This window comes from Wolbachia endosymbiont of Drosophila leontia (genome assembly GCF_028981785.1).
GTDB classification, from domain to species: Bacteria; Pseudomonadota; Alphaproteobacteria; order Rickettsiales; family Anaplasmataceae; genus Wolbachia; species Wolbachia pipientis.
In genome coordinates, this window is the sequence record NZ_JAPQLK010000109.1 from 1 (window position 1) to 5,189 (window position 5,189).

General features: G+C 35.8%; 6 protein-coding genes, 1 pseudogene and 1 riboswitch. All 7 genes and pseudogenes read left to right on the forward strand.

The genetic code is table 11. From position 1 onward, the window contains the following. Positions 1-257, forward strand: a pseudogene (locus tag OZD63_RS03515) (hypothetical protein); the annotation flags it as partial. A gap of 75 nt (positions 258-332) precedes the next feature. Beyond that, on the forward strand, positions 333-1,040 hold the full coding sequence (locus OZD63_RS03520) for an outer membrane protein assembly factor BamD (RefSeq protein ID WP_182320196.1): 708 nt from the start codon (positions 333-335) through the stop codon (positions 1,038-1,040). Between the two features lie 59 nt (positions 1,041-1,099). Further along, positions 1,100-1,840 (forward strand): YebC/PmpR family DNA-binding transcriptional regulator, encoded by a 741-nt coding sequence (locus OZD63_RS03525; RefSeq protein WP_038248082.1) that lies wholly within the window; start codon positions 1,100-1,102, stop codon positions 1,838-1,840. Then, positions 1,837-3,018: a peptidoglycan DD-metalloendopeptidase family protein gene (locus OZD63_RS03540; RefSeq protein ID WP_410543739.1), complete on the forward strand. Its 1,182-nt coding sequence runs from the start codon at positions 1,837-1,839 to the stop codon at positions 3,016-3,018. Before OZD63_RS03525 ends, OZD63_RS03540 begins: the two co-directional genes overlap by 4 nt. Positions 3,019-3,025: 7 nt before the next feature. Beyond that, positions 3,026-3,871: an SPFH domain-containing protein gene (locus OZD63_RS03545; RefSeq protein ID WP_274979741.1), complete on the forward strand. Its 846-nt coding sequence runs from the start codon at positions 3,026-3,028 to the stop codon at positions 3,869-3,871. 76 nt (positions 3,872-3,947) lie between these two features. Continuing rightward, a riboswitch (TPP riboswitch) is annotated at positions 3,948-4,050 on the forward strand. After that, the gene (locus tag OZD63_RS03550; protein WP_275008133.1) at positions 4,039-4,314 is read left to right on the forward strand and encodes a SemiSWEET family sugar transporter; all 276 of its coding nucleotides are present in this window, start codon (positions 4,039-4,041) and stop codon (positions 4,312-4,314) included. Its footprint overlaps the riboswitch before it by 12 nt. Then, positions 4,295-4,987: a thiamine diphosphokinase gene (locus OZD63_RS03555; RefSeq protein WP_275008134.1), complete on the forward strand. Its 693-nt coding sequence runs from the start codon at positions 4,295-4,297 to the stop codon at positions 4,985-4,987. Before OZD63_RS03550 ends, OZD63_RS03555 begins: the two co-directional genes overlap by 20 nt. Positions 4,988-5,189: the final 202 nt, after the last annotated feature.

Below are 5,189 nucleotides of genomic sequence, written 5' to 3' on the forward strand. Positions count from 1 at the left end.
GGTTTTGTTTTCTTTCTGCTACTCTCCAGTATTGGTCTAATTTTTTTAAATTGTTCTTTACTTATATCGCTTGGATAGCTTTTTTGCATAGATATACCTCTTTCTTAACTATGCTTATTTTACCTCATATTTTCGAGATCCTTAACAGGTTCTTAGAAAAATGTAGAAGATTGTGGAAAAATTGCGAACGTAAACTCAACACCAGCTTGCAAATGATTGTCCTTTCCTTCATTTCTCTCCTATTACGAAGATTTTAAACAGGTTCTAAGAAATTTATTTATTTATTTAAGTAATATTTAGGTCTATACTTTATTTTGATCGAGAAAAATCTTATGTATAAGACTTTAATCACGTGCTTTATTTTTCTAATTTGCTCCTTTACACAATCGTATGCGAATGATCTTGAAAAAACTGAAACTGAACTATATGAAGAAGCAGTTGAACTTTTTGACCAGAAAAAATATAAACAAGCTATTAGGGCATTTCAAAAGATAGAGGATTTGTACCCTTTCTCTTATTGGGCAAGGAAAGCAAAATTATTATCTGGGGTTTCTCACTATAATATGGGTAACTATAGAAGTGCTGCAAGTGATATGGATGATTATATATATGTTTATTCAAATGGTGAAGATTTACCATATGTATACTACTTAAGAGTATTATCTTATTACATGCAAATTAATAAAGTGCAACTTGGACAGCAAACTGCATATAAAACTTTAGAGCTAGCCACTGAGTACATTAATCTCTTTCCAGGCAGCGAATATGTAGACGAGATGAAGGAAAAAGCAAAGCTAATCACAGAGCATATATCAACAAAAGAGTACTCTATCGGTAAATTTTACCTGAGGCGTGGTGAATATTTAGCAGCAATTAAGCGTTTCCAGAATATGGCAAGCTATAAGGATTCTAAATATTTTTCTAAGTCTATTAACCATTTAATAGCAGCCCATTCAGCTATTGGCCTTGACTTAGAAGCTAAGCAGTATGAAAGTATGTTATTAGCAGAAAACCTGCAAGATGCCAAGCCGGAGGCTTGAAAATTTGCTTTAGTTTTTTCTATGCTTTGATATATAATTAGGTTTTTAACTATTTGAATATGGCTGGTCATTCACAATTTTCAAATATAAAACATCGGAAAGGCGCTCAGGATGCAAAGCGCTCTCAAAAATTTACGAAGATGATTAGAGAAATAACAGTTGCTGCGAAGCAAGGGCTGCCCGATCCCGAACTCAACCCGCGCCTTCGCTCTGCTATATTTGCTGCACGCAAGGAAAATCTACCAAAAGATAAAATAGAAACAGCAATAAAAAATGCAACTGGTAACGTTGCTGGAGAAAATTACGAGGAAATACAATATGAAGGTCATGGGCCTTCTGGCACTGCACTCATTGTCCATGCCTTGACTAATAATCGCAACCGTACTGCTTCTGAGGTACGTTATATCTTTTCTCGTAAAGGTGGAAATTTAGGAGAAACAGGAAGTGTTAGTTACCTTTTCGATCATGTAGGCTTAATCGTCTATAAAGCAGAGGGCGTGAATTTTGATGATTTATTCAGTCATGGAATCGAATTAGAAGTATTGAATGTTGAGGAAAATGACAAAGAAGGATTACACGTTATAACTTGTGAAATAAAAGATTTTGGTAAAGTACGCGATGCCTTTTATGCAAAATTCGGAGAACCAGAACTTGCTCGTCTTTCACGGCAGCCAAAAGATCTGATTGAAATTAGCGATAAAGAGTTGATTGATAAATTATCTGCATTGGTTGAAGAGCTGGAAGATAATGATGATGTACAGTATGTGGAAGGTAATTTTACTTTTGTTGATAAGCTATGAGGCTGGTAATATTTGTATTGCTTTGTACTTTACCAGCATATGCTGCTGAAACATCAACAGATCTTGCAGTGCTGTTCCAGTGTGTAGGGTGTCATCCCAGTGCCCAGACACTGGGATCCAGAAAAATTCAAGCACACTATGCAGCATTGTCAGTCAAAGAGCTGGATTCCAGTGTCAAGCACTGGAATGACACCGCCCGCAAATTGAAATGTTCGTACAGTTGTGTGCCTAGACACTGGGATCCAGAAAATTCAATTACAAATGAACACATCAAGCGATTGTATAATAAAAACTGGATTCCAGCGTCAAGCGCTGGAATGACAGGAGAGGATTTTGAGGTGACAGAAAGCAACCATGATAGAAGGTTATTATTCATATCCAGTACCATAAAATCTTCCTTTTTTGCCACGGGAATTGAGCAAGGGTTGGCGCCAAATACAGTGGTGAAATTGATCAACATATATAAAGATTTCGGTGTTGATTTTAAAAAAGACATTGTGCCGAAGAGTAAATTGGAGGTTCTTTTTGAGAGATTGCCTAATAATCAGAAGACTGAAGAAAAAATTTTATATGCTTCACTGACAATAAACAAGAAAGCTATTAGTTTATATCATTATAAATCGCAAGACGGCAAAGAAAGGTATTTTAATAAAGAAGGAATAAGCTTAGAAAATGGCGAAATTTTTGCAAATCCTTTAAATGGAGATTATCGCATATCCTCAAAATTTGGCAATAGAAAGCATCCTGTTCGCGGTAAAATTGCTTTTCACAAAGGAGTGGATTATGCAGCTAAACTTGGCACTCCCATATACGCTGCTGCAGAGGGTGTGATAGAATATATAGGAAAGAATGGTGGCTATGGAAATTACATCAAAATAAAACACAAAAATGAATATTCAACCTGTTATGCGCATATAAGTAGATTTAGTGGCGATATAAAGTTAGGCTCTAAAGTAAAGCAGGGGCAGGTCATCGCCTATGTTGGTAGCACTGGTGTTGCAACAGGCCCTCATTTACATTACGAAGTTATATATAACGGCAAACACATCGATCCGCTTACGATAGCGCATAAAACTGAAGTAAAATTGCCTGATCATGAATTAAGAGAGTTTAAACTATTTGTAAATAAGATAAATAAAACGATCAACAGAGAGAGTTCAAGTGAAAAAGAAGTTTAAAGACAATATGGATAAGAATACGATAAACGATAGAAATTTGAGTCAAATTCGGGCTTTTCCTGTACTAATAGCGCTAGGATTAATTTTATCGCTGCTTTTTTTGGCATATGACAACACAATTGCACTTGGAGTTGCTGCCGTTTCAATTTTGACTTTTCTTCAAGGATTTTTTATTAATGACCCTAATGAAGCAAGAGTGATAGAATTTTTTGGTCATTATACTGGAACTTATTTTAAGTCTGGAATATGTGTAACGCTTCCCTTTTCAAGCAAATATATAGTTTCCCTAAAATTTCAGAATATTAACACAGAAAAAATAAAAGTTAATGATGCAAATGGAAGTCCAATAGAGATTTCTGCAGTAATTGTTTGGAGAGTGAGCAGTCCTGCAAAGGCGTATTATAATGTTAACAACTATCACGAATTTGTTTTTGTACAGAGTGACTCGGTAATTAGAGAATTGGCGAGCAATTATCCGTATGATAGCGAAAGCGATGAGGAATCTTTACGTAAAAATTCTGATAAAATTTCAGATGAATTGCGGTCAATGTTACAACAAAGATTAGATATTGCAGGAATTGAGATTACAGAAGCAAGAATATCGCATTTGGCGTATTCGTCCGAGATTGCACAAGCAATGTTAAGGCGTCAACAAGCACATGCTATCGCTTCGGCAAGAAGGCATATAGTGCAGAATGCAATGGGAATTGTCGAGGAAGTAATAGCTCATTTTGAAAAAAACAAAAGCTTACAATTAGATGGCAAGCAAAAGGTTCAATTGATAAATAATTTGTTGGTTGCCCTAATCTCTGAGCAAGATGCACAACCGACGATTAGTTTAGATAATAATTAGCATAGAAGCCGATTGGGTTTCATAAATGCAAGTCACTATTAATTTCTTGATTAATAGACTAAATGATGTTATAAATTACACGCATTAGGGGTGCTCTAGAAAAGCTGAGAGTACATAAAGTACAACCCTTCGAACCTGATATTGTTAAAGCAAGCGTAGGAAAATGTATGTATATAAATATTGAAGAATGCTTCGGCTTCGTTGCGTTAATTGCATCTCTAATTGGATTATCACCTCAAGTATATAAAGCATATATCACTAAAGTTACTCGTGATGTATCGATGTTAATGTTAGTAAACTATCTTATTTGTTCATTGTCTTGGATTGGCTATGGTCTTTACCAGAGCTCAATTTTTGTGGTGCTTAGCAATATTGCTGGATTAGTGATTAGCATAATATCAATTATTCAAAAATGTTACTACGATGCAAAACCTGCACCATGATCATGTGCTGCACTGCAGTACACAACAACAATATCGTTCTATTGTAGTGCTAAATGGAAAAATACCGAGCTCATCGTTTTTTAAACGAGATATACCCATTATTGCTGTAGATGGAGGAGCAAACAAGCTTCTATCAATTGGCGTAAAACCTGATCTTGTAGTAGGAGATTTGGATAGCGTAAATCTGGATTTACGTGCTAATTTGAATACGATATATCTACCTGATCAAGATTATTGCGACTTTTCTAAAGCAATGGCTCACTTAAAAACAGTAAAGTTATTGCCATCAATAGTAACGGGTATTACTGGAGGAGCAATTGATCACATACTACAGAATATTAACATTTTTCTAAGTACGGGCAGTATCTTTTACACACCTTCACCTCCCATGGTAGGTTACACTTTACAAAAAGGTATTACCCATTTTTTTTCTTTGCCAAAAAGTACTAAAATATCTTTACTTGATACACCGAGAGCTCAAATATCAACTAAAGGATTAGAATGGGAACTGCACCTTAGTAATCTTGCTTTTCCGGGAAAAAATTCTTGCTTTAATCGAAGTTTAGGCAATAAGGTATCCGTAGAAGTACACAGTGGTATATGTCTAGCAATGATTTATTTAGAGACAGTAGATGATGCTGCAAGACATCATGTGCGTCAAGTTAAGAAGTAAATAGACTTCTTGCATAACCCAAACTAAGTAGAAAAAAGGTATCATCCAAGTAGCTGACACTGGTTCCTTTATGACGTGTCATTCCAGTTTCAGCTACTTGAATGACAGCAGTCCTACGTCATACCGCCGCAGACCGTCATACCGCGATTCATTCGCGGTATCTCTAGATCCCGCTAACAAGTAGCGGGATGACGGTTGTCGT